This window comes from Promicromonospora sp. NPDC059942 (assembly GCF_042731755.1).
Classification (GTDB): domain Bacteria; phylum Actinomycetota; class Actinomycetes; order Actinomycetales; family Cellulomonadaceae; genus Promicromonospora.
This window is the reverse complement of the sequence record NZ_JBHWLR010000002.1, coordinates 423,141-442,480: the sequence shown is the minus strand read 5'-3', so window position 1 is coordinate 442,480 and position 19,340 is coordinate 423,141. Positions and strand designations below refer to the sequence as shown.

The following is a 19,340-nucleotide window of genomic DNA, read 5'->3' as shown; positions in this document are numbered from 1 at the left end:
GAACCTTCTCCCTCTGCCACCTCGTCGTGGCCACGTCGGCGTGTCGCGCACACCGTACTTTTGCTATAGCAAAACTGTCAACGGTTGCAAAAGCACCCTGCGATAGCACGGGCCTACGATGGGGCCGTGACCTCCGAAGCCCTCGCGGCCCTGGCCGGCGACACGCTCGCCGACCGGTCCTACCGCGCCATCCGCGACGCGATCACGACCGGGGAGCTCCGCCCGGGCCAGAAGGTGACCGAGCGCGGCCTGGCCGAACGGCTCTCCGTGAGCCCGACGCCGGTGCGCGAGGCGATCCGGCGGCTCGAGCAGGACGGCCTGCTGGAGCGGACCGGGCCCCGCACGGTCAAGGTCGCGCCCATCGGCGACACCGCCGTCCAGGACCTGGCCGAGGTCGAGGTGGCGCTGCGCGGCATGGTCGCGCGGTTCGCCGCGCGGCACGCGACGCCGGGCCGGCTCGACCGGCTCGACGCCCTTCTCGACCAGGCCGACGACCTGCTGATCGTGGCCCGGCAGCGGCACCGGTCCGGCGAGGACGTCACCCGGCAGCTCCACCAGCTCCTGGACGTGATGCAGCAGTTCAACGACACCGTCGACGCCTGCGCGGGCAACCCCGTACTGGTCCGGCTGCTCGACCAGACCCGCGTCTTCTCCCGTCCGGAGCAGCGCGCGCGGCGCCTGGAGCGCGTCGCGCACGACGACGAGTTCGGCATGGAGCGCTGGGCCACCCACCGGGCCCTCGTCGGCGCGCTGCGCGCGGGCGACGCCGCGGCCGCGGAGGCGCTCGTGATCGAGGACGCCCGCGGCGGGCTCAGCGACCTGCTCGCCGGGACGGACCGGCTGCGGGCGGCGCGGACCGCGCCGGCCTCCTGACGGGCCGCGCCGCCGGATAGTGCCCCGGCTACCGCTTCAGGCCGAGCGCCCGCAGCTCCAGGTCGGCCAGCCGCCGCACGACGTCGGGGTCGCCGTCCCGCCACGCGCGCACCGGGTCGTCGGAGATCCGGTTCAGGGCGCGCAGCGGCTGGTTCGTCAGCGCGCGCAGCGCCAGCAGCGCCGGGTCGGCCCCGACCAGCCGGCGGCCCGCGCTCGCGCGCCGCACGAACCGCACCCGCAGCGGCACGTAGACCACGGCCAGCAGCAGCACCGGGACGAGGAAGACGGCGAGCCCGACGAGCAGCGCGACGTCGGCCACGGTCTCGGCCTGGGAGCGGCCCGCCTCGGCCAGGCTCTCCGCGGCGTCCGCGGCCCCGCTGAAGGGCGCGGCCAGGTCGTCGCCCACCCCGGGGATGCCGTCGATGCGGCCCTCGACGTCGTGGAACCGGGCGGCCATGTCGTCGGCGGCGCCGGCCGTCGCGAGGCCGGGGCGGCCGAGCTCCAGGGTCGCCGCCCAGACCTCGCGGCCGGCCCAGGCCCAGGCCGCGACCCAGGCGAGCAGCAGCAGGTCACCGAGCACCTGGCGGGCGCCCCTGGCCGGGGCGGCGGCGTACAACCTCATGGTCCGGACCTCCGGGTGTCGACGTTCGGCACGCCGCACCGTATCGGACTTACCGCCCAGGAATTCCACAACCGATCACACCGATATGTGGTTGCATACGGTGCGAATTGTTTCCGACTCTGCGAGGTAACAGCATGGCTGCCGACGAGCTCACCCGGACCTTCGTCGAGTTCGACTCCGACGGCGACGGCCGCATCACCGCGGACGAGTTCCGCCAGGCGATGGCCACGCGCGGCGAGGAGACCACGGACAAGGACCTCGACCAGATCTTCGGCAAGGCCGACCACGACCAGGACGGCAAGATCGACCTGGCCGAGTTCACGATCGCCTGGGACGCCTGAGACCGGCGTCCGGAACCGTCCGTCCGGCGGGGGCGCCCCACCCGGGGCGCCCCGCCGGACGCGCGCTACCCCTTGAGCCCGCCCGAGACCAGGTCGAGGCGCCAGTAGCGCTGCAGGAACAGCACCAGCGCGAGCAGCGGGATGATCGAGACCGCGGCCCCCGTGATCGCCACCGAGTACAGCGCCGGGGAGCTCGACCCCTTGGCCAGCAGGGTGAACAGCCCCACGGTGAGCGGGTACCGGCTCTGGTCCGAGAGCATGATGTACGGCAGCAGGAAGTTGTTCCAGGTGCCGATGAACTGCAGCAGGAACACCGTGACCATGCCCGGCACCATGAGCGGCAGCACGATCGTCCGGAAGATCCGCCACTCCCCCGCGCCGTCGATGCGCGCGGCCTCCAGGGTCTCCTGCGGCACCGCAGACATCGCGTACACGCGCGACAGGTAGATGCCGAAGGGGCTGACGATGCTCGGCAGCAGCACCGACCAGTGGGTGCCGACCAGCCCGAGCTGGGACAGCAGCAGGTACTGCGGCACGGCCAGCACGATGCCCGGGATGAGCACGCCCGCGAGGATCGACAGGAACATGAAGGAGCGGCCGCGGAACTCGTACTTCGCGAGGCCGTACCCGGCCATGGTCGAGACGAGCACCGAGAGCAGCGACCCGACGCCGGAGTAGATCAGCGAGTTGAGGCACCACATCAGGTACTGCCCGCCCTCGTAGGCGAACAGCGCCGTGAGGTTCTCCCCCAGCCCGGTGCCGGGCGCGAAGGTGAACGTGGTGAACAGCTCGCCGCGCGTCTTGGTCGCCGCGACGTAGACCCACGCCACCGGGATCAGGCAGTAGAGCGCGCCGACCAGCAGCACGATCGTCGGCAGCACGCCCCAGCCGCCCTGGCGCGCCCGCGAGCGCGCGCGGTCGGACGGGTCGCGCCGGGCCGACGCCGGCTCCGGGCGGGCGGTGAGCACGCTCATCGTTCGACCCCCATGCGCTTGCGGTTGACGATCCGCAGGATGACCACCGAGACGAGCACGGTGCCGACCGCGAGCACGGTCGACGCCGCGGCGGCCTGGGGCAGGTCGTCGGTGCCGAACGCGTCGCGGTAGATGGTCATCAGCGGCACCCAGGTGTTCGAGATGGCGCTCGTCATGGGCTGCAGCGTCGCGGGCTCGCTGTACAGCTGGAGCGTGCCGATCAGCGAGAACACCCCGGTGAGCACGAGCGCGGGCACCACGAGCGGCACCTTGATCCGCAGCGCGATCTGCACCTCCCCGGCGCCGTCGAGCCGGGCGGACTCGTAGATCTCGCCCGGGATGGACCGCAGCGAGGTGTAGATGATGATCATGTTGAACCCGACGCCGCCCCAGATCGCGATGTTCGCGAGCGAGCCGAACAGCCCCGGCCCGTCGAGGAACGGGATGGTCCCCAGCCCGAGGGCGCGGGTGACGTATGAGAACGGGCTGGTGCTCGGCAGGTACATGAAGCCCCACAGCAGGGCCGCGACGACGCCGGGCACCGCATAGGGGATGAAGATCGCCGTCCGGCCGAACCGCTTGAGCCGCGCGGCGGGCGTGTCCAGCACGAGCGCGAACAGGAGGGCGAGGCCGAGCGTCAGGGGCACGGCGATCACGCCGTAGATCGCGAGCCGGCCGAAGCCGGCCGCGAACTCCGGGTTGGTCAGCACCGCGACGTAGTTGTCGAGGCCGACGAACACCTCCGTCTTGCGCCCCAGCAGCGCACCCTCGATGCGGTAGGCGCGCAGGCTCAGCCAGACGGCGTACCCCACCGGGACGAGCATGAACGTGACGTACAGGATGACCGCCGGGGCGGTGAACAGGTAGGGCGCGACCTGCCGCCGTCGGGGACGGCGGCGGGCCGGTTGCGCGGTCGTCGTCATCGCGGACATCGGATCAGCCGTTGCTCACGGCGAATCCGGTCTCCGTCATGTCGGCGACCACGGCCTCCTGGGTGGCGACGAACGCGTCCCGCCAGGGGGTGCCGTTGCGGATGGCCTTGCCCAGCTCGTCCTCGAAGACCGACTTGGCGAGGTTGACGTTCGGCCCCCAGGTCACCGGGACGGTCTCGGCGGAGATGTCGGCGGAGACGGAGTAGAAGTCCATCTGCTGCGGCATCAGGGTCGGCGGGTCGTTGCTCTCGGCCATCTCCTGCCCCAGGCTGGACGCCGGGTACAGGCTCTGCTCGTCCAGGAGCAGGGTGTTGCCCTCCTCGGTGGAGTTCAGCCAGGTGGCGAACTCGGCCGCCTCCTCGGGGTGCTCGCTGTCCTTCGTGACCACCAGGGCGGAACCGCCCTGGTAGGCGACCGCCGCGTCGCCCGGCGTCCACTGCGGCAGCGGCGCCATCGCCCAGCTCCCCGCGGTGTCGGGCGCGACGGACTCGATGACGCCCGGCGCCCACACGGCCGACGGCCAGGAGAGCATGGTGCCGTCGTTGATCATCGCGTTGTACTCGGGGGTCAGCAGCGGCTCCGTCTGGATCAGGCCGTCCGCGGCCAGCTCCTCGAAGTAGTCGGCCACCTCCAGGGACGCCTCGTCGGCGATCCCGACGGTCCACTCGTCGCCGTCCACCGACCACCACTGCCCGCCCGCCTGCGTGGCCACGCCGGCGAAGAAGCCGAACTCCGTGGGCGGCAGGCTGGCGATGACGGCGTCCGGGTCGGCCTCCTGCACCGCCGCGGCGGCGTCGCGGAACTCCGCCCACGTGGTGGGCACCGGCACCCCGAGCTCCTCGAAGCGGTCCTCGCGGTAGACCAGCGCCATCGGGCCCACGTCCTGCGGCACGCCGAACACGGCGCCGTCGAACGTCGTCTGCGCCCAGGTGCCCTCGGTGAAGGCGTCCTGCACGTCGCCCACGTAGTCGGTGATCTCCAGCGGCACGTCCGCGACGATCAGCGACGGCAGGGTCGTGTACTCCACGAGGGCCAGGTCGGGCGCGTTGCCGGCGCGCGACGCCGTGAGCAGCTTCTGGGACGACTCGTCCCCGCCGCCGGCGTCGGAGAGCTTCACCTGGATGTCCGGGTGGGCCGCGTTCCACGTGTCGACGACGGTCTTGCTGCCGGCCGGCCACGCCCAGTACTCGAGGGTGACGGGGCCCTCGGACTCGGCGCTCGCGGCGCCACAGCCGCTCAGGACGGTGACGGCGGCGACCGTGGCCGCACAAGCCACGAGGGGTCGGATGCGCATCGGGATCTCCTTTGATCGGTACTCGTCGGCGACCGGGCGCCAACTGGACCAGAGTCTGACGGCGCGCCTACCCTTTGTCAATTATCGAAACAAAGGGTCGGCCGAACGGGCGGCGCGGCACGACTGTCCGGCCCCTGGTGGCGGATAGGATCCGAGCCCCAGAGACGAGGTAGCGATGTCACGAGGTCAGTCCACGGTGTCGGAGGGCACGACGCCGGACGGCACGGCACCGGGCGGCGCGGCCGTGTGGCCGGCGCTCGCCGACGCCGAGCGCAGCGTGCTGCGCGAGCTGCTGATCCACGGCCCGCTCCCCCGCGCCGAGATCGCGCGCCGGCTCGGCGTGTCCCGCGCGAGCCTGACCCGCGTGACCCGCGCGCTCATGGACCACGGCCTGGTCACGGAGGGCCAGGTCGAGCTGCGCGGCGCGACCGGGCGGCCGAGCGAGCTGCTCGTGGTGCGCCACGAGGCCCGGCACTTCCTCGGGGTGAAGCTCACGGGCGACGCCCTGTTCGCCGTCGTCACCGACCTCGGCGCGCGCATCGTGGCGGCCCACGAGGAGCGCATCACGGACCGGGAGCCGGGCGCGGTGATCGAGCAGATCGCCGCCGCCCACGCCCGGTTCGCGGAGCGGTTCGGCTCGATCGTCGCCGGCGGGGTCGCGCTGGCGGGCGACCTCACCGTGGTGGACGGGCGCCAGGTGGTCAAGGACTCCCCGTTCCTCGGCTGGCGGGACGTGCACCTCGCGGAGATGCTCACCGAACGCCTCGGCATCCCGGTGGGCGCGGAGAACGACGTGCGGGCGCTCACCGCCACCGAGCACTGGTTCGGCGCGGGCGTGGGCTGCTCCTCGCTCGCGCTCATCACCGTGGGCACCGGGGTGGGCTTCGGGTTCGTCGTCGACGACCGGGTGGTCACCGGGCACCACGGGCGCGCCGGGCGGCTCGACCACCTCCGCGTCGACTCGGCGGGCCCCATCTGCGGCCAGGGCCACCGCGGCTGCGTGAGCGCGCTGCTGCCGAACCAGGCGATCGTCGACGCGCTGCGCATCCCCGGCCTCGACTTCGACGGCGCGGTCGCCCTGGCGCGCGACGGCCACGCTGTCGCGCGGCGCGCCTTCGCCGACGCCGGGCAGGCGCTCGGGGTGCTGATCGGCACCGTCGCCAACGCGCTGGACCCGCAGAAGATCGTGCTCGCCGGGGACGGCCTCGTGGTCATGGAGCTCGCCGGCGACCAGGTGCGGGCCACGATCGAGGAGGTCCGCTCGCCCGGCATCCCGCCGCTGGCGCTGGACGTCCAGCCGTTCCAGTTCGACGAGTGGGCCCGCGGCGGGGCGGTCGTGGGGCTGCGGACGATGCTCCGGTTCTGACCGCTGTTTGTTCCGCAGATTGACAAACACCCGCAGGCTCGACAAGTCTGACGCCGGGGGCGCGCCCGTCCCCGCACCGACATCGAAGGAGATGCCCCGTGGCCCGTCGTGCGACCGAGCGACCCCCCACCCGCCGCGCCCTGCCCGCCTGGCCGACCGACGGCCTGAGCTACGGCGGCGACTACAACCCCGAGCAGTGGGCGCCGGAGGTGTGGCGCGAGGACGTGCGGCTCATGCGTGAGGCGGGCGTCAACATCGTCACCCTCGGCGTGTTCTCGTGGGGCCTGCTCGAACCGCGCGAGGGCGAGTACGACTGGGGCTGGTTCGACGAGATCATCGGCCTGCTGCACGACGCGGGCATCGCCGTCGACCTCGCGACCCCCACCGCCGCACCGCCGAGCTGGCTGCTGCACGCGCACCCCGAGATGCTGCCCGTCGACGCGCACGGCGTGCGCGAGCAGCCCGGCGGGCGGCTCGGCTGGTGCGCCAGCTCCCCGGTGTTCCGGGAGCACGCGCTGCGGATCACCACGGCGCTCGCGCAGCGGTACGGCGACCACCCCGCGGTGCGCCTGTGGCACGTGAGCAACGAGCTCGGCGGCGGCAACGGGCGGTGCTGGTGCGACGTGTCGGCCGCGCGGTTCCGCGAGTGGCTGCGCGCCGAGTACGGCACGGTCGAGGCGATCAACGCCGCGTGGGGCACGGCGTTCTGGGGGCACCACTTCACCGACATCGAGCACATCGAGCCGCCCCGCGGCGACCGGGACAAGGCGACCCCTGGCCTGTTCCTCGCGTTCGAGCGGTTCTCCTCCGACGAGCTGCTGGAGCACTACCTCGCCGAGGCCGAGGTGCTGCGCGCGCACAGCGCCGTGCCCGTCACCACCAACTTCATGGTGGGCTCCGGCGGGCACGTGGTCGACTACTCCGACTGGGCCGGGCACGTCGACGTCGTGGCGAACGACCACTACACGATCGGGGCCGACCCGGTGCGCGAGCAGGACCTCGCGTTCGCGGCCGACCGGATGCGGGGGCTGGCGCGGGCCCGTCAGCCGTGGCTGCTCATGGAGCACTCCACCGGGGCGCCGAGCTGGCAGGAGCGCAACCGCGCCAAGACCCCCGGCGAGATCCTCCGCAACGCGCTGGCGCACGTGGCGCGCGGGTCGGACGGCGCGATGTTCTTCCAGTGGCGGGCCTCGACCGCGGGGACCGAGCAGTTCCACTCCGCGATGCTGCCCCACGCCGGCACCGAGACCCGCGTGTGGCGCGAGGTCGTGCGGCTCGGCGCGGCGCTGCGGCAGCTGCGCGGCATCGCCGGCGCGCCGGTGGAGCCCGCGAAGGTCGCGCTCCTGGTCGACGAGGAGTCCGCCTGGGCCTTCCAGCAGGGGCTCAAGCCGCACCACGGCCTGCGGTACTCCCGCGAGACCCGGCTCTGGCACCGGGTCTTCTGGCAGCGGCAGGTGCTGGTCGACGTGCTCCCGGCCGACGCCGACCTCGACGGCTACGACCTCGTCGTCCTGCCCACGCTGCTCGTGGTCTCCGACGCGCAGGCCGCGCGGGTCGAGGCGTTCGTGCGCGGCGGGGGCACGGCGCTCGTCACGTACCTGTCCGGCATCGTCGACGAGACCAGCCGCGTGCGCGGCGGCGGCTACCCCGGCGCGTTCCGCGACCTGCTCGGCGTCACGACCGAGGAGTTCCGCCCGCTGCAGGCCGACGAGACGGTGCGCCTGTCCGACGGCGGCGAGGTCACCGACTGGAGCGAGGACACCAACCTGCACGGCGCCGAGGCGGTCGTGACCTATGCCGACGGCGACGCCGCCGGCCGGGCGGCCGTGACCCGCAACGCCGTCGGCGACGGCGCCGCCTGGTACGTCTCCGCGCATCTCCCGCTCGACTCGGCCACGCGGATCGCCGACCGGCTCATCGACGAGCTCGCCCTGCCCCGGGCGGTCGAGGCGAGCACGGCGATCGAGGCGGTCCGACGCCGGACGCCGGACGGCGACGTCCTGTTCCTCATCAACCACTCCGCCGCCGACGAGACGGTGGCCGTGTCCGGCCGCTCGCTCCTCGACGACGCGACGTTCGACGGCGCGGCGCTCGTGCCCGCGGGCCGCGTGGTCGTGCTGCGCGAGAGCGCCGCCGAGTGACGACCGAGGCGACCGAGGTGACCGGCACGGAGCCCGGCACCGACGTGACCGGCGCCGATTCGGGCCCGCTCGTGCACGTGTTGCGCGCGGCCGGCGTCGGCATCGTGCTCGCCCTGCCGGACGACGGGCTGCCGGAGGTGGTGCACTGGGGCCGGGACATCGGCCCGCTCGGCGCGGACGACGCGCGGCGGCTGCTGCGGTCCGTGGCGCGCCCGGCGTCGCCGAGCGCGCTCGACGCGCCGTGGCCGCTCACGGTGCTCCCCGGCGAGCACGACGGCTGGGAGGGCCGACCGGGCCTCGCCGGGCACGTGGGCCGCCGGGCGCTCCTGCCGCGCTGGCGGCGCACCGCGGCCGACGGCGACGAGCGGCACCTGCGCGTGGCCGCCGAGGCCGCGGGGCTGCGCGTCGTCGTAGACCTCGACCTCGATCCGTCGGGAGTGCTGCGGGTCGAGCACGAGCTGCACAACACAGGCGCCGAGCCGGTCGACCTCGCGATCCTGGAGGCGACCATGCCGGTCGGCGACGTCGCCGCGGAGGTCCTGGACTTCTCGGGGCGCTGGACGCGCGAGCGCACCCCGCAGCGCCGTCCGCTCACGCAGGGCAGCCAGGCGCGCGAGTCGCGCCGCGGCCGCACCGGGCACGACTCCCCGCTGGTGCTCGCGCTCGGGACCGCCGGGTTCGACGACACCCGGGGCGAGGTGTGGGCCGTGCACCTCGCGTGGAGCGGTGACGCGGTGCACCGGGTCGACGCGCTGCCCGAGAGCCGCACGCTGCTCGGCGCCGGGCCGCTCCTGCGGCCGGGTGAGATCACGGTCGAGCCGGGCGCCTCGTTCCGCACCCCGGCCGCGCTGTTCGTGTGGAGCGACGAAGGGCTCGACGGCGTCGGGCAGCGGTTCCACCGGTTCGTGCGGGGCCGGGCCGGGCACCCGCGCCGCCCCCGCCCGGTGACGCTCAACACCTGGGAGGCCGTCTACTTCGACCACGACCTCGGCAAGCTCCAGCGGCTCGCCCGGCTGGCCGCCGACGTCGGCGTGGAGCGGTTCGTGCTCGACGACGGATGGTTCCTCGGCCGCCGCGACGACTCGGCAGGACTGGGCGACTGGCGCGTGGACCCTGAGCCGTGGCCGGACGGGCTGCACCCGCTGGTCGACGTCGTGCGCGGCCACGGCATGGAGTTCGGGCTGTGGCTCGAACCCGAGATGGTCAGCCTCGACTCGGAGCTCGCCCGCGAGCACCCGGACTGGCTGCTGCAGCCGATCGCGAACGAGGTGCGGCCCTGGCGCAACCAGTTCGTGCTCGACGTGTCGCGGCCGGAGGTGTTCGACCACCTGCTGGAGGCCGTGTCGGCGCTCGTGGCCGAGTACCGGCTCGACTACATCAAGTGGGACCAGAACCGCGACCTCATCGAGGCCGTGACCGCCGGCCGGGCGAACGTGCACCGGCACACCGAGGCCGTCTACCGCCTGCTGGCGGCGCTCCGGGCGCGGCACCCGGGCCTGGAGATCGAGGCGTGCGCCTCGGGCGGGGCGCGCGTGGACCTCGGCGTCCTGGAGCACACGGACCGGGTGTGGGCCTCCGACACGAACGACCCGGTCGAGCGGCTGGCGATCCAGCGCTGGACCGAGCTGCTGCTGCCCCCGGAGCTCGTGGGCACGCACGTGGGCCCGCCCGTGGCCCACACCACGCGACGCGCCACGGGGCTCGACCTGCGGATCGCCGTGGCGCTGACCGGGCACTTCGGCATCGAGTGGGACCTGACGGCGGGCACGCCGGACGAGCTGGGGCGGCTGCGCGACGGCATCGCCGCGTACCGGCGGCTGCGGTCGCTGCTGCACACGGGCGACGTGCACCACCCGCCGACCGGCGACGCGGGGACGAGCGCGACCGTCGTCGTCGCGCCCGACCGGAGCCGGGCGGTGGTGCGCGTGGTGCGGTCGGTGACCGGGGACCGCGCGCTGCCCGCGCTGCTGCGCGTGCCCGGGCTGGACCCGGCGCGCCGGTACCGGGTCTCGCTGCCGCTGGCCGCCGACCCGCCGCGCAACGCGCCGCCGCTGTTCACGGCGGCGGAGGTACCCGCGGAGGTGCCCGGCGCCGCGCTCGGCGCCGTCGGGCTGCGGCTCCCGCTGCTGCACCCCGCGCACGCCGTCGTCGTCGAGCTCGACGCCGTCGACTGACGCCCGCCCCCGGGCTGGTCAGGGTGGGTCGTACGACCTGGGTATGACCCAGGGGCCGACCAAGACCAGACCGGGGCCGGACGCGCTGACGTACCGCCGCTCCGTAGCGTCCTTCCCATGGACACCACCGTGTACGCGCCAGGGTCGTCACCCGCAGTGCGCGCCCGTTCCCTGACCAAGACGTACGGCAAGGGTGAGGCGATCGTGCGCGCCCTGGACGGCGTGGACGTCGACTTCGAGCAGGGCCGGTTCACCGCGATCATGGGCCCCTCCGGCTCGGGCAAGTCGACCCTGATGCACCTGCTGGCCGGCCTGGACTCCGCCACCGGCGGGCAGGCCTTCCTCGGCGAGACCGAGATCACCGGCCTGAACGACAAGGCCCTCACGCGCCTGCGCCGCGACCGGATCGGGTTCGTGTTCCAGCAGTTCAACCTGCTGCCGATGTTCACCGCGGAACAGAACATCACGCTGCCCGTCGAGCTCGCCGGGGCGACCCTGGACCGGGCGTGGCTGAACACGCTGGTGGAGACCCTGGGCCTGACCGGGCGCCTGACCCACCGCCCGGGCGAGCTGTCCGGTGGGCAGCAGCAGCGGGTCGCGATCGCGCGTGCGCTGATCGCGCAGCCCGACGTCGTGTTCGCCGACGAGCCCACCGGCAACCTCGACTCCCGCTCCGGTGCGGAGGTCCTGTCGTTCCTGCGTCGTTCGGTGCGGGAGCTGGGCCGCACGATCATCATGGTCACCCACGACCCGTCCGCGGCCGCTTATGCGGACCGGGTCGTGCTGATCGCCGACGGCCGGATCGCCGGCGACATCTCCGACCCGACCCCCGAGTCCGCCATGGCCGGGCTGGACGCCCTGCGCACCCTCGAGCCCGCCGTCACCACCGGTCCTGCCCGGACGGGTGCGTGATGTCGAACTCCTTCCCCACCGCACGCCTCACCCTGGGGCAGATGCGCCGCAGCACCGGCCGGCTCACCGCCGCCGGTGTGGCCATCCTGATCAGCACCGCCTTCGTCACCGTGACCCTCCTGGCCGGCGGCGTCATCAACGGCACCACCCACGACATGGTCGCGGCCGGGTACGCGCGGGCCGACGTCGTGGTGACCAGCCCGGACGGCGACGCCGACGGCATCACCGACGGTGACGTCCAGGCCGTCGCGGCGCTCGACGACGTCGCGGCCGTCCAGCCGGTCATCACGTGGTTCGGCGACCTGCGCAACGGCGGCAAGGGCGGCTTCCAGGCCTTCGCCCCGGTGCCCACCGACCCCCGCCTGTCCCCGCTGGAGCTGACCGACGGCGACTGGCCGGCGGCCGACGGCGAGGTGGCCCTGTCCACGACCGTCGCCGAGCGCATGGAGGTCGCCGTCGGCGACACCGTGACGGTCAACCGGACCGTCTACCCCGAGGGCTGGGCCGAGAGCGAGGCCGACGACCCGGGCGAGGAGCTCGGCGACCCGAAGGACGTCACCGAGACGCTGACCGTGACCGGCATCGCCGACGACCCGTACGGCGCCTACACCTCCTACGGCGGCGCCGCCGCGGTCCCGGCCGCGACGCTCGACGCCTGGAACGCCGCCGAGCCCTACTCCGACCCGGTCACCGAGCTGCTCGTCGCGCTCGACGCCCCGCTCGACGGCGGCGAGGTCCCGGCGGGGCTGCGCGACACGCTCCAGGGGGCCTTCCCCGACGCCGCCGGCGACGTGACCGTGCAGACGGTCGAGCAGGTCGCGACCGAGCGGACCGCCGAGCAGACCGGCGGCCAGGACCTCGTCTTCCTGGTGTTCGTGCTGACGTTCGCCGCCATCGCGCTGCTCATCGCGGCCATGGTCATCACCAACACGTTCCAGGTGCTCGTGGCCCAGCGCACCCGCACCCTGGCGCTGCTGCGCTGCATCGGCGCGGACGCCGGCCAGCTCTACCGCAGCGTGCTGCTGGAGGCCGCGATGCTCGGCGTCGTCGCGTCGGCCGCGGGCATCGTGGCGGGCGCGGTGCTGGCGCAGATCGCGCTGCTCGTCGCGCCGTCGTTCGACCTCGGCGTGCCGCTGCCGACCACCATCGCCCTGACCTGGCAGGCCGTCGTGCTGCCGCTGGCCGTCGGCGTGGGCGTGACGGTCCTGGCGGCGCTCGCCCCGGCCCGCTCGGCCACCCGGGTCGCGCCGCTGGCCGCCCTGCGGCCCTCGGACGCGCCGACCCTGCGCGCCCGCACCGGCCGGGCGCGCCTGGTGATCTCGCTGCTGTGCGTCATCGGCGGCTTCGGAGGCCTCGCGATCGGCGTGGCCCTCGGGATGCAGGGCAGCCCGCAGTTCGGCCTGCTCGCGGCCGTGGGCGGCGGCTCGCTCGCATTCTTCGGCGTGGTGCTGAGCGCCGTGCTGTGGCTGCCGCGCGTCGCGGCGGGCCTCGGCTCGCTCGTGTCCCGCAGCGGCCCGGCGGCCCGGCTGGCCGTCGCCAACACGCTGCGCAACCCACGGCGGACGGCGGCGACCTCCACCGCGCTGCTCATCGGCGTCACGCTGGTCACCATGATGTCCACGGGGGCCGCGAGCGCCCGGATGTCGGCGGACAGCCTGCTCGACGAGACGTTCCCGTACGACGTGAGCGCGTCGCCGTCCGACCCGCGGTATGTCGACGACGTGCACGAGGCCGTCGCCGGCACGGACGGGGTCTCCGACACCGTGCTGGTCTCCAACGCGAGCGTCACGCTCGCCGGGGTGGAGGACATGTCGGTCGCGGGCGCCGACCCGCGGGACCTCGCGGCCGTCGTGAACGTGGCCGAGGAGGCGGAGCGGCTGACCGAGGGCTCGATCCTGCTGACGCAGGACGCCGCGGACTCGGTGGACCTCGCCGAGGGCGACCGCACCACCGTGGAGGGTCCCGGCGGCGCCGTCGACCTGACGGTCGTCATCACCACCGCCGACCCGCTCAGCAGCATGATCACGGCCGCCGACCTCGACCGGGTCGCCGGCGACGACACGTGGAGCGACGTCTGGGCGCACATCGACGGCTCCGACCCCGCGGCGGTGCTCACGGACGTGCAGGACGCCGTGGCGGAGGTCGACGGCGGGGCGTTCGTCATGGGCCCGGCGGCGCAGGCCGCGCAGTTCCGCCAGGTCGTGGACGTGATCCTCGGCATCGTCGTGGGCCTGCTCGCCGTGGCCGTGGTGATCGCCCTGATCGGCGTCACCAACACGCTGTCCCTCTCGGTCATCGAGCGCACCCGGGAGTCCGCGACCCTGCGGGCGATCGGGCTCGGCAAGGACCAGCTGCGGGCCATGCTCGCGGTCGAGGGCATGCTCATCGCGGGCGTCGGCGCGGCGCTCGGCATCGTGCTCGGGCTGGTGTTCGGCTGGGCCGGGGCGGCCACCGCCCTGTCCCTGATGGGCGACGTGCGGTACGCCGTGCCGTGGACGGACATCGCGCTGGTCCTGGGCGTCGCCCTCGTCGCGGGGCTGCTGGCCTCCGTGATCCCGGCGCGGGCCGCCGTCCGGACGTCGCCGGTCGCGGCGCTCGGCGTGGAGTGAGCGTCCCGCGCTGACGACGGCGCCCGGGCACGGTGTGATCGTGCCCGGGCGTTGTCGTCGGTTCCGGCGCTCAGTCGTCCGGCATGCTGCGGCGGTCCCCCACCTGCCCGGCCGCGAGCGGGAACGCGAGCGAGCCGGCGGCGACCCACCACTCCAGCACGTCGTAGGCGAGCCGGCCGGCGGCGACGGACGGGTCGCCGTCGGACAGCCGGGCGGCCTCGTCCGGGGAGCACGCGAAGATCGACATCCCGCGGTACGACGGGTCGCTGCGGAGGTCGAACGGCCCGTTCACCACGAGCACGCCCCGGCGCCGCAGGTCGGCCCGGTAGGCGAGGTGGCGCGCCTGGAGGTCGATCAGGGCGTCGTCCGTGATGCCGGGGGCGTCGGGCGGACGCCGCAGGACCACGACCGTGTACACGTCGAAGGCGTCGGGGACGTCGGGGTCGCTCGCCATTCCCTCAGGCTACTGAGGCCCAGCGCTCCCGGCCTCCGGCGGAGCCCAGTCCCCACCGCACGCCCCGGACGGCGACCGCCCCGGCGGGCCCGCCCAGGGTCCGGCTGAACCAGGTCTCGACGTCCAGCTCGGCGCGCGCCCAGCCGGGCAGCAGCGCCACCGAGCCGGCGGCGAGCAGGCGGTAGGGCGCGCGGGCCACCCAGGGCAGCGGCGGCTCGCGCAGCAGGAAGTGCGCGGTGTCGAGGGCCTCGGGCGTGGCGACGAGCTCGGCGCGGTAGGACCGCAGGCACTCGGCCAGCTCGGCGACCGACTCCGGTACCACCTCGGCCCCGAGCGCGCGGGCCACCCGGCCGGACTGGGCCACGTACTCGTCCGCCTCCGCGGGGCTGAGCGGCCGCTCGCCGTAGCGCTGGTGGGCGGCCAGGAACGAGTCGGCCTCGGCCACGTGCACCCAGGTGAGCAGGTGCGGGTCGCTCGCGCGGTAGGGGCGCCCGTCGGGGGCCCGGCCCCGCACGCGGTCGTGCACCGCGCGCACGCGGTCGACCATCTCCTGGGCGTGCTCGGCGGTCGCGAACGTGGTGGTCGCCAGGAACGTGGAGGTGCGGGCCAGCCGCCCCCACGGGTCGCCGCGGTAGCCGGAGTGGCCGGCCACCCCCGCCATCGCGAGCGGGTGCAGCGACTGGAGCAGGAGCGCCCGGAGCCCGCCCGCGAACGTCGCCGAGTCGGCGTGCACCAGGCGGATCGGGCTGCCGGGCGGGAACCAGCGCGGTCCGGGCGTGAGGTGGATGCGGTCGCGCGCCTCGAACCCGTGGGGCCCCGCCACCTTCGTGAAGAGGGCGTTCCCCACCCGGGCACGCAGGCGTTCGACGGGACTCGTGACGACGGGCATGCCGCCAGTATCCGCCCGCCCGGCCCGCGGCCGGCCATGCGGTGCGGCGTCAGCCCGCCGCGAGGTGCGGCATGAGGTCCAGGCGCTCCAGGATCACGCCCTCGCGCAGCGCCCAGGGGCAGATCTCCAGCTCCGGCAGGTCGAACACGTCCATGCAGGCCTCCGCGACCAGCGCGCCGGGCACGATCTGGTGGGCCCGGCTCGGCGAGACGCCGGGCAGCGCGGCCAGGTCGGCGGGCGCGGTCCGGACCAGCTCGTCCATCCGTGCGCGCAGGTCGTCGAGCCGCAGGGTCCTCGGCACGAGCGGCCCGTCCCCCGCGGGCGCGGCGCCGCAGATCCGGGCGAGCGACCGGAACGTCTTCGAGGTCGCGGCCGCGCGGTCGGGGCGGCCGGAGCGCAGCAGGTCGCCGGCGTTGCGCGCGATGTCGGCGCGCAGGTCCCGGCGCAGGGCGTGCAGCGCATCGTCGTCCGGCCCGGCGCCATCGGGCGCAGCGGCGAAGTGCGTGCGGGCCAGGCGCGCGGCCCCGAGCGGGAGCGACCACGCGGCGTCGGGCGCCTCGTCGGCGCCGCCGGCGATCTCCAGGGAGCCTCCGCCGATGTCGAAGACGGCGAGCCGCCCGGCCGACCAGCCGAACCACCGGCGCACCGCGAGGAACGTGAGCCGGGCCTCGTCCGCGCCGCTGAGCACCTCCAGGAGCACGCCGGTGCGCTCCTGCACGGCCGCGAGCACCGCCTCGGCGTTCACCGACTCGCGCACGGCGGACGTCGCGAACGCCAGCGTCTCCGCGCAACCCCGGTCCTCCGCGACGCGCACGGCCTGCGCCGTGAACTCCACGAGGGCCTCCACGCCCGCCGGGCCGACGGCGCCGGCGTCGTCCAGGTGCTCCGCGAGCCGCAGCGGCTCCTTGTACGACGACGCGGGCAGCGGCGCGGCGCCGCCGTGGGCGTCGACCACCAGCAGGTGACCCGTGTTGGAACCGATGTCGAGGACGCCCAGACGCATGGACCGAACGCTACCCGGCGGTGCCCGCCGGAGGGTCGGCGGTCCAGCGGTCCGCGAGCGCCTCCGCGCCGCGGGCGAGCAGCGCGACGTCGGCCCCGACGAGCACGAACGACGCGCCGTCGTCCAGGTAGGCCTGGGCCACGGCGGGGTCGAAGGCGTTGACGCCGACGGGCTTGCCCGCGCTGCGCACGGCCTCGAACGTGCGGTGCACCGCGGCGGTGACGGCGGGGTGAGTCTGCTGCCCGAGCACGCCCATGGACGCGGCCAGGTCCGAGGGGCCGACGAACACGCCGTCCACCCCGTCGACGCCGGCGATCAGTGCCGCGTTCTCGACGCCCTCGACCGACTCGACCTGCACGAACAGGGAGACGTGCCGGTCGGCGTCGGCCAGGTAGTTCTCGACGCGGTTCCAGCGCGCGCCCCGGGACAGGGCGCTGCCGACGCCGCGGACGCCGCGGGGCGGGTAACGCACGGCCCGCACCACGTCGTGGGCCTGCTCGGCGGTGTCGACCATGGGCACCAGCACGTTCTGCGCGCCCAGGTCGAGGAGCTGCTTGAGCACCACGGGGTCGCCCGACGGCGCCCGCACCACCGGGGTGACGGGATACGGGGCGACCGCCTGGAGCAGGGCCGTGGTGGTCTCCAGGCCGATCGGCGAGTGCTCGCCGTCGATCAAGAGCCAGTCCAGGCCGCCGCCGGCGCAGATCTCGGCCACCACGGGGCTGCCGGAGCAGACCCACATGCCGGCCAGCGGCCGGCCGGCGGCCTCGATGCGGTCCCGGAACGTGGGCGGGAGGGTCAGACGAATCGGCACGAGACGGTCCCCAGCTCTCGGTAGTCGGCCAGCACGGTGTCCCCCGGCTCCACCCACATCGGCCGCGTGAAGGAGCCGGCCAGGATGATCTCGCCGGGCTCCAGCATGTCGCCGTGCCGGGCGAGCTTGTTGGCGAGCCAGGCGACGCCGGCCGCGGGGTGGTTCAGCACCGCGGCGGCGACGCCCGACTCCTCGATGACCTCGTTGCGGTACAGCAGCGCGGCGACCCAGCGCAGGTCGGTCTCCCCGACCTTCACGGGGTTGCCGCCGTAGACCATGCCGCCCATCGCGGCGTTGTCGCTGATGGTGTCGACGATGGTGCGGCCGGCCAGCTCGATGCGCGAGGAGAGGATCTCCAGCGCGGGCACCACGTACTCGGTGGCGCGCAGCACGTCGAAGACCGTGGCGTCCGGCCCGGCGACGCGCTGGTTCAGCACGAAGGCGAGCTCGACCTCGACCCGCACGTTCGAGAACCGGGCGTGCTCGATCACGGACCCGTTCTCGTGGACCATGTCGGCGAAGATCGCGCCGTAGTCGGGCTCGGTGATGCCGGTGGCCGCCTGCATGACCTTCGACGTCAGCCCGATCTTGCGGCCCACCGGGCGGCGTCCGGCCTCGATGCCGCGCCGCCGCCAGGTGTTCTGCACGGCGTAGGAGTCCTCGATGGTCATGCCGGGGTACCGCGCCGTCAGGAGCGGCACGGTGGCGCGGTCGGCGTCGGCGCGCGCCAGCTCGTCGGCGATCGCGGTGACCGTCGCGTCGTCGAGCGTGCGGCCGTCGTCGGCGCCGCCGCCGGCCTCCTGCCCCGTCACAGCTGGTGCCCCAGCTTGTACTCGCCCTGCTTCCAGGACGGCAGCACGTCGGCGTCGTCCTGCGCGCGGGAGGCGTCCTCCGGGCGCGTGTAGGAGAACCCGTCCGCGCCGATGGTCACGGCCATCTCCGAGGTGTCGGTGCGGGCGACGACGGGCTGCGGGACGCCGTCCAGGTCCAGCACGGGCGACGCCTCGGTGTACCAGGAGGGCACCACCGGGTTGCCCCACCAGTCGCGGCGCTGGTTGTCGTGCACGTCCCAGGTGACCACGGGGTTGTCGGGGTCGCCCGTCCAGTAGTCCTGCGTGTAGATCTCCACGCGGTGCCCGTCCGGGTCGCGCAGGTACAGGTAGAACGCGTTGGACACGCCGTGCCGGCCCGGCCCGCGCTCGATGCGGTCGCTCAGGCGCAGGGCGCCGAGCTTGTCGCAGATGGCGATGATGTTGTGCTTCTCGTGCGTGGCGAAGGCGACGTGGTGCATGCGCGGGCCGTCGCCGCCGGTCATCGCGGTGTCGTGCACCGTGGGCTTGCGGCGCAGCCACGCGGCGTAGGTGGTGCCCTCGGCGTCCTGGATGTCCTCGGTGACGCGGAAGCCGAGGTCCTCCATGAACTTCACCGCGCGCGGCACGTCCGGGGTGACCTGGTTGAAGTGGTCCAGCCGGACCAGCGCGCCGGGCGTGTGCAGGTCGTAGCGCCACGCGAGCCGCTCGACGTGCTGCACGTCGTAGAAGAACTCGTACGGGAACCCGAGCGGGTCGATCACGCGCACCGAGTCGCCGATGCCCCGCGTGAAGCCCTCCGGGGCGCGCCGCACCTCGCAGCCGAGCTCCGTGTAGAACGCGACGGCCCGGTCCAGCTCCTCCGGGCTGCGCACCCGGTACGAGAAGGCGGCGACGGCGGCCACCGGACCCTGGCGCAGCACCAGGTTGTGGTGGATGAACTCCTCGATGCTGCGCAGGTACACCGCCTCGGCGTCCTCCTCCGTGACCACCAGGCCGAGCACGTCCACGTAGAAGTTGCGGGAGGCGGCCAGGTCGGTGACCACGAGCTCCATGTACGCGCACCGCAGGATGTCGGGCGGGGGCGCCACAGGGGTGGGGATCGAGTGGGCCGCGATCGGTTCAGGCATAGC

General features: G+C 74.2%; 17 protein-coding genes. 7 read left to right on the top strand and 10 right to left on the bottom strand.

The window, feature by feature from the left end:
* Positions 1–126: 126 nt before the first annotated feature.
* Positions 127–873 (top strand): GntR family transcriptional regulator, encoded by a 747-nt coding sequence (locus ACFV9Q_RS04470; RefSeq protein WP_377233343.1) that lies wholly within the window; start codon positions 127–129, stop codon positions 871–873.
* A gap of 28 nt (positions 874–901) precedes the next feature.
* Here the strand turns inward: ACFV9Q_RS04470 and ACFV9Q_RS04465 are convergent, their stop codons facing one another.
* The gene (locus ACFV9Q_RS04465; protein WP_377233342.1) at positions 902–1,495 is read right to left on the bottom strand and encodes a hypothetical protein; all 594 of its coding nucleotides are present in this window, start codon (positions 1,493–1,495) and stop codon (positions 902–904) included.
* A 134-nt stretch (positions 1,496–1,629) separates the two neighbouring features.
* Between ACFV9Q_RS04465 and ACFV9Q_RS04460 the strand changes: the two genes are divergently transcribed.
* Positions 1,630–1,836, top strand: a complete 207-nt coding sequence (locus ACFV9Q_RS04460) for an EF-hand domain-containing protein (RefSeq protein ID WP_285106608.1) — start codon at positions 1,630–1,632, stop codon at positions 1,834–1,836.
* A 65-nt stretch (positions 1,837–1,901) separates the two neighbouring features.
* Here the strand turns inward: ACFV9Q_RS04460 and ACFV9Q_RS04455 are convergent, their stop codons facing one another.
* The 3 genes from ACFV9Q_RS04455 to ACFV9Q_RS04445 are packed head-to-tail and all read right to left on the bottom strand — an operon-like array spanning position 1,902 to position 5,036.
* On the bottom strand, positions 1,902–2,810 hold the full coding sequence (locus ACFV9Q_RS04455) for a carbohydrate ABC transporter permease (RefSeq protein WP_377233341.1): 909 nt from the start codon (positions 2,808–2,810) through the stop codon (positions 1,902–1,904).
* On the bottom strand, positions 2,807–3,742 hold the full coding sequence (locus tag ACFV9Q_RS04450; protein WP_377231686.1) for a carbohydrate ABC transporter permease: 936 nt from the start codon (positions 3,740–3,742) through the stop codon (positions 2,807–2,809). The genes ACFV9Q_RS04455 and ACFV9Q_RS04450 overlap by 4 nt, the downstream gene beginning before the upstream one ends.
* 4 nt (positions 3,743–3,746) lie before the next feature.
* The gene (locus ACFV9Q_RS04445; protein WP_377233340.1) at positions 3,747–5,036 is read right to left on the bottom strand and encodes an ABC transporter substrate-binding protein; all 1,290 of its coding nucleotides are present in this window, start codon (positions 5,034–5,036) and stop codon (positions 3,747–3,749) included.
* A 175-nt stretch (positions 5,037–5,211) separates the two neighbouring features.
* On the opposite strand from ACFV9Q_RS04445, the gene ACFV9Q_RS04440 reads away from it, so the two are divergent.
* The 5 genes from ACFV9Q_RS04440 to ACFV9Q_RS04420 all read left to right on the top strand — a co-directional run bounded on the left by ACFV9Q_RS04440 (position 5,212) and on the right by ACFV9Q_RS04420 (position 14,238).
* Positions 5,212–6,402 carry an ROK family protein gene (locus ACFV9Q_RS04440; RefSeq protein ID WP_377233339.1) on the top strand — a complete coding sequence of 397 codons (1,191 nt, stop codon included), beginning with the start codon at positions 5,212–5,214 and terminating at the stop codon, positions 6,400–6,402.
* Between the two features lie 98 nt (positions 6,403–6,500).
* The gene (locus ACFV9Q_RS04435) at positions 6,501–8,543 is read left to right on the top strand and encodes a beta-galactosidase (RefSeq protein ID WP_377233338.1); all 2,043 of its coding nucleotides are present in this window, start codon (positions 6,501–6,503) and stop codon (positions 8,541–8,543) included.
* Positions 8,540–10,717, top strand: a complete 2,178-nt coding sequence (locus tag ACFV9Q_RS04430) for an alpha-galactosidase (protein WP_377233337.1) — start codon at positions 8,540–8,542, stop codon at positions 10,715–10,717. Before ACFV9Q_RS04435 ends, ACFV9Q_RS04430 begins: the two co-directional genes overlap by 4 nt.
* 117 nt (positions 10,718–10,834) lie before the next feature.
* Positions 10,835–11,629 carry an ABC transporter ATP-binding protein gene (locus tag ACFV9Q_RS04425; protein WP_377233336.1) on the top strand — a complete coding sequence of 265 codons (795 nt, stop codon included), beginning with the start codon at positions 10,835–10,837 and terminating at the stop codon, positions 11,627–11,629.
* Positions 11,629–14,238, top strand: coding sequence for an ABC transporter permease (locus ACFV9Q_RS04420; RefSeq protein WP_377233335.1), 2,610 nt, complete (start codon positions 11,629–11,631; stop codon positions 14,236–14,238). The genes ACFV9Q_RS04425 and ACFV9Q_RS04420 overlap by 1 nt, the downstream gene beginning before the upstream one ends.
* Positions 14,239–14,308: 70 nt before the next feature.
* On the opposite strand, the gene ACFV9Q_RS04415 is transcribed toward ACFV9Q_RS04420, so the two are convergent.
* From ACFV9Q_RS04415 to hpaD, 6 genes are read right to left on the bottom strand one after another with little or no spacing between them, the layout of a single operon-like run.
* Positions 14,309–14,692: a YciI family protein gene (locus ACFV9Q_RS04415; RefSeq protein ID WP_377233334.1), complete on the bottom strand. Its 384-nt coding sequence runs from the start codon at positions 14,690–14,692 to the stop codon at positions 14,309–14,311.
* 4 nt (positions 14,693–14,696) lie between these two features.
* Entirely contained in the window at positions 14,697–15,581 is an 885-nt protein-coding gene (locus ACFV9Q_RS04410) for an oxygenase MpaB family protein (RefSeq protein WP_377233333.1), read from the bottom strand.
* A gap of 49 nt (positions 15,582–15,630) precedes the next feature.
* Positions 15,631–16,584, bottom strand: a complete 954-nt coding sequence (locus tag ACFV9Q_RS04405) for a Ppx/GppA family phosphatase (protein WP_377233332.1) — start codon at positions 16,582–16,584, stop codon at positions 15,631–15,633.
* A 10-nt stretch (positions 16,585–16,594) separates the two neighbouring features.
* On the bottom strand, positions 16,595–17,398 hold the full coding sequence (locus ACFV9Q_RS04400) for an HpcH/HpaI aldolase/citrate lyase family protein (protein WP_377230838.1): 804 nt from the start codon (positions 17,396–17,398) through the stop codon (positions 16,595–16,597).
* Complete coding sequence (locus ACFV9Q_RS04395; protein ID WP_377233331.1) at positions 17,383–18,210, bottom strand: fumarylacetoacetate hydrolase family protein; 828 nt, start codon at positions 18,208–18,210, stop codon at positions 17,383–17,385. The genes ACFV9Q_RS04400 and ACFV9Q_RS04395 overlap by 16 nt, the downstream gene beginning before the upstream one ends.
* Positions 18,207–19,337, bottom strand: a complete 1,131-nt coding sequence (gene hpaD / locus ACFV9Q_RS04390; protein WP_377233330.1) for a 3,4-dihydroxyphenylacetate 2,3-dioxygenase — start codon at positions 19,335–19,337, stop codon at positions 18,207–18,209. The genes ACFV9Q_RS04395 and hpaD overlap by 4 nt, the downstream gene beginning before the upstream one ends.
* Positions 19,338–19,340: the final 3 nt, after the last annotated feature.